The sequence below is a fragment of the Peribacillus sp. YIM B13481 genome (genome assembly GCF_042787985.1).
Taxonomy (GTDB): Bacteria; Bacillota; Bacilli; order Bacillales; family DSM-1321; genus Peribacillus; species Peribacillus simplex_A.
This window is the reverse complement of record NZ_JBHZPE010000109.1, coordinates 1-4,381: the sequence shown is the minus strand read 5'-3', so window position 1 is coordinate 4,381 and position 4,381 is coordinate 1. Positions and strand designations below refer to the sequence as shown.

Below are 4,381 nucleotides of genomic sequence, written 5' to 3'. Positions count from 1 at the left end.
GGCAAAAATTCAAAGGGAATCTCAAAAAGGGGTTCGGAATTTTTTAATTCCGAACCCCTTTTGTCTACAAACTGAGGGAAATCCGTTTGGATTCCCTCTTTATCATCACTCTGTATTCTCTTTATTCGGTATATCCTCTGCAGCTTTAGGCTGGGTTAATTCAATATTGAAGGTATCTCCTTCCTTCATCTTTTTCCCAGCTTCGATACCCTGTTTACTCACATAGCCAGTTCCTGTAGTTTTCAGATCCAGTTTTGCAACCTTAGCTAATTTCATGACATCGCGCAAGGACCATCCCTTCATCTCAGGAACTTTCATTTCCCCTTCGGTTTTCAAGATTATTTTTTCACCCTGTAATAGGGTACTACCGGCTTTCGGGGATTGGTCGAGCACTTTACGCCCACTTCCGATCGTACTTACATCATAGCCAAGATCCTTCAGCTCTTTGACCGCTGAACTCTCGGTTTGATTCGTATAGTCAACGATTTTATTGGCTTTTTGTTTTTTAACATCAGAAGGTTTTATGTTCAGATATTGCAGGCTATTTTGCATGACAGGATTAAATATCTCTGACAAAGGATCAGCCCCGACATAAGATACACCTAATTTCGGCTGCTTGACCGCCACATACATGACCAACTCCGGGTCATCTTTTGGAGCCATACCTAAAAAGGAGAATACATAGTTATTTTTCCCTTCTAAATATTTACCTGTCGGACCAGCAATTTGTGCCGTTCCTGTTTTCCCTGCTACTTCATATCCATCAATGGCATATTTTTTCCCTGTTCCTTCTTTCGCAGAAATTACCGTTTCCAAATAGTCTCGGACTTGTTTTGCAGTTTCTGCCGAAATCGGTTCCCCTGTCACTTTCGGCTTTGTCGTTTTCAAAACTTTTCCGGTATCCTGATCGGAAATGCTTTTTATCACGTACGGCTGCATCATTTTACCGTCATTGGCTATTGCGGAAGCAGCCTGGATCTGTTGAATCGGCGTAACGGTCGAACCTTGTCCAAAGGAAGTGGTAACTTTTTCAAGCTTATACTTGTATTGAATTTTACCGGTTATCTCGTTCGGCAAATCTATCCCAGTTTTTTTATCGAAACCGAACTTTGTCAAATACTCACGAAAAGTATCCGCTCCGATCTTATCCATTGCAAGAGTAGCAAAAGCGACGTTAGAAGAACGTTGAACCCCTTCAAGAAAGGTCATGCTCTTCCCTCTTTCGATTCCGCTATGATCATGAATTTCCCCTGAACCCGCTTTGTAAGTTCCTGCAACAAAAGTTTCATTTGGATTAAAGACCCCTTCCTCAACAGCCGCGGCAAGGGTGAATGTTTTCATGGTTGATCCCGGTTCAAAGGAGTCTTCAATAGCCAGGTTACGCCATGTATCCGTTAGCCCGACTCTCGTTGTTGGGTTGAAGGAAGGCCTTTGCCCCATCGCCATAATCTCCCCTGTTTTGGGATTGGAAACAATCGCTATGATTTCCTCGGGATCGTATTTTTGTTGCACTTTGCTCATCGAATCTTCCAGGAGCGTTTGTATTTTCTTGTCGATGGTAAGCATGACATCATTGCCATTATCCGGAGCAACCACCTTTTCCTTTGTATCTGGCAAAAGGAAGCCCCAAGAGTCACTGTCATATGTCAGCTCCCCGTTTGTTTCCTGCAATTGTTTATTGAGGTACTTTTCAATGCCGAACTTACCAGCCGTTTCTCCCGTTTTTTCATCTTTTTCTACATAGCCAATCAGATGGGATGCGAAGATTCCATTAGGATAAAAACGTTTATTGGTTCTTCCGAATGTAATTCCCGGCAGTTCCAATTTTTCTATTTTCTGCTTGACGACCTGAGTCAGATCCTTGCCGGCACTACCGAACTCTACCTGGTATGCCTTTTTTTTCGTTAACCTTTCATAGATGTCCTGTTCATCCATGTCGATATATTTAGCAAGCTTTTTCGCAGTCATCTCCGGATCTTTGACATGCTCAGGTTCCTTTTTACTGAGTACAGCCCTTAAAATATAGGAGGAAGTATCCTCGGCGATGACTTCACCTTTTGTATCGAGTATGCTACCTCTTTTTGCTTTTATGCTCTGTGTTTTTTGATATTTCTTGTCGATTTTCGAAGCCAATACTTCCCCGCCTGCGGTACCAGTCACCTCAATATACAAAAAGCGGCAGATTAATACAAAAAAGAGCAGGCCGAATAAGAAAAATAATCCGGCTGCCCCATGCTTCATATTTTTTTGTTTCTGCATTATCACTGCACACCCTTCACATTATTCTCATTTAACTTGAACCCTAGAGCTGCAGCTTTTTTCCAAATTCTTTCGTATGTACTAAGTTCAGCAACCTGCACTTTCAAATCATCATTCACTTTTCCTTGTTCTTCAATTGAATTTTCCACTAGCTGTATTTCTTTATTCGTTTCATAAATGTCCGCTTGATTAGAGACTATTTTCACTCCCATAAAAGTAACCATGATAGCAAGGGCACATAGTAAGAAAACTTCACCAATGGATATCTTCGCTTTACGGATGACCACTGTCTGATGTGTCTGTTGCTGCTGTTGGTCTTCATTTTGCTGTTCTTGTATTTTTTTGGCTATGGAACTCATTCATGTTCCCCCTTACTGATTTTTTTCTGTAATTATTGCTTTTCGGCGATTCTTAGCTTAGCCGATCGGGAACGATTATTTCCTTCCAATTCTTCTTCTGAAGGTAAAATCGGTTTTCTCGTAATTATTTTCATAGGCGGTTTGAATTCATCCGGGATAACTGGAAGTCCCGGTGGAAGGTCTGGCAAGCTACTTGCTTTTTTAAATACCGTTTTACAAATTCTATCTTCAAGAGAATGGAATGTAATGACAGATATTCTCCCTTCTTTATCCAAAAGCGATATGGCTTGCTCTAAGGAATCTTCAAAGACACCAAGTTCATCATTCACAGCGATTCTTATTGCTTGGAAAACTCGTTTCGCAGGGTGTCCGCCTTTACGCCTTGCTGGGGCCGGTATCCCATCCTTAATTAGTTCTACAAGCTCAAACGTCGTTTCAATCGGTTTTATTTCACGAGCTGCTTCAATTTTCCTGGCAATTTGCTTCGAAAACTTTTCTTCTCCATATTGAAAGAAAATTCTCATCAAATCATGGAATGACCAGGTGTTCACGACATCATAGGCAGAAATGGCAGCACTTTGGTCCATCCTCATATCCAATGGTGCATCATGGTTATAACTGAAACCACGTTCCGGTGTATCCAATTGTGGGGATGACACACCTAAATCATAAAGAATCCCGTCTACTTTCTCGATTCCCCTGGCATTCAACTCTTCTTTTAAGTATTTAAAATTATTAGGAACAAGAACAATACGTTCGCCAAATCTTTCCAACTTATCCTTAGCATTCCGAATTGCCGTTTCGTCCTGATCAAAAGCATAAAGCCTACCATTGTCAGAGAGCTGTGAAAGTAAGTATTCGCTGTGACCGGCTCCTCCTAAAGTACAATCCACATAAATTCCATCAGGTTTGATGTTCAATCCATCAACCGTCTCTTTTAATAACACTGTTGTATGTTGAAACATGCTAGACATCCTTCCAATCAGTTATTGAGTGACTCTATTTTTGAGGGCAGCTTTAAATATCAAAGCCAATCATATTTTCTGCTATCTCAGCGAAAGAATCCTCCGAAGCTGAAAAATAGTTTTCCCAAAGGGATTTGCTCCAAATCTCAATACGATTGGTAACACCAAGAATTACACATTCTTTTTCCAATTGGCCATATGAAGTAAGCGGCGTGGGGATATTAATTCGCCCTTGTTTATCAATTTCGCATTCTGTAGCTGCAGAAAAGAAAAAACGGGTAAAGGCACGGGCATCTTTTTTTGTTAAAGGCAGGGCTTTAAGCTTTTCTTCAAGCAGCTTCCACTCTTCCATAGGGTAACCAAATAAACATTGATCGAGTCCGCGGGTAAGGACAAATTGCTCCCCGAGATCGTCCCTGAATTTCACTGGAACTATCAAACGGCCCTTTATATCGATGTTATGATGGTACTCTCCCATGAACATACCCACTACCCCCACATTCTAATCTCAATGTACCACATTCCCCCACCTTTCTCCACTTGTTTTTACTTTCTCCTTCCAAGTAAAAATTACCTTCTTTTCAACTTAAGTTTATTTAGTCAATTTATTTATTGAAACCTGCATTCCACTCGAATGGACTCAGACTAAGACGCAGTCCCACTATTTCTGTCGAAGTACTGCCAGTCAAGTGCCCTGGAACCAAAAAAAAGACAGGCTTTAACGAGGCTGCTGAAAAACTCACGTTTTTCTAACTAGTACGGTTAATCAAACTAAAAAAAGACAATTCTCATTCGATA

At 40.9% G+C, this 4,381-nt stretch carries 4 protein-coding genes; all 4 read right to left on the bottom strand.

What is annotated here, in order from left to right:
• Positions 1–105 precede the first annotated feature (105 nt).
• Genes ACFX4X_RS25225 through mraZ form a run of 4 tightly spaced genes read right to left on the bottom strand, consistent with a single transcriptional unit; the run spans position 106 to position 4,067 of the window.
• The gene (locus tag ACFX4X_RS25225) at positions 106–2,259 is read right to left on the bottom strand and encodes a penicillin-binding protein (protein WP_377387591.1); all 2,154 of its coding nucleotides are present in this window, start codon (positions 2,257–2,259) and stop codon (positions 106–108) included.
• A 2-nt stretch (positions 2,260–2,261) separates the two neighbouring features.
• On the bottom strand, positions 2,262–2,618 hold the full coding sequence (gene ftsL, locus ACFX4X_RS25220; protein WP_061462321.1) for a cell division protein FtsL: 357 nt from the start codon (positions 2,616–2,618) through the stop codon (positions 2,262–2,264).
• A 32-nt stretch (positions 2,619–2,650) separates the two neighbouring features.
• On the bottom strand, positions 2,651–3,583 hold the full coding sequence (gene rsmH, locus ACFX4X_RS25215; protein WP_377387587.1) for a 16S rRNA (cytosine(1402)-N(4))-methyltransferase RsmH: 933 nt from the start codon (positions 3,581–3,583) through the stop codon (positions 2,651–2,653).
• 52 nt (positions 3,584–3,635) lie between these two features.
• Entirely contained in the window at positions 3,636–4,067 is a 432-nt protein-coding gene (gene mraZ / locus ACFX4X_RS25210; RefSeq protein WP_061462319.1) for a division/cell wall cluster transcriptional repressor MraZ, read from the bottom strand.
• Positions 4,068–4,381 lie beyond the last annotated feature (314 nt).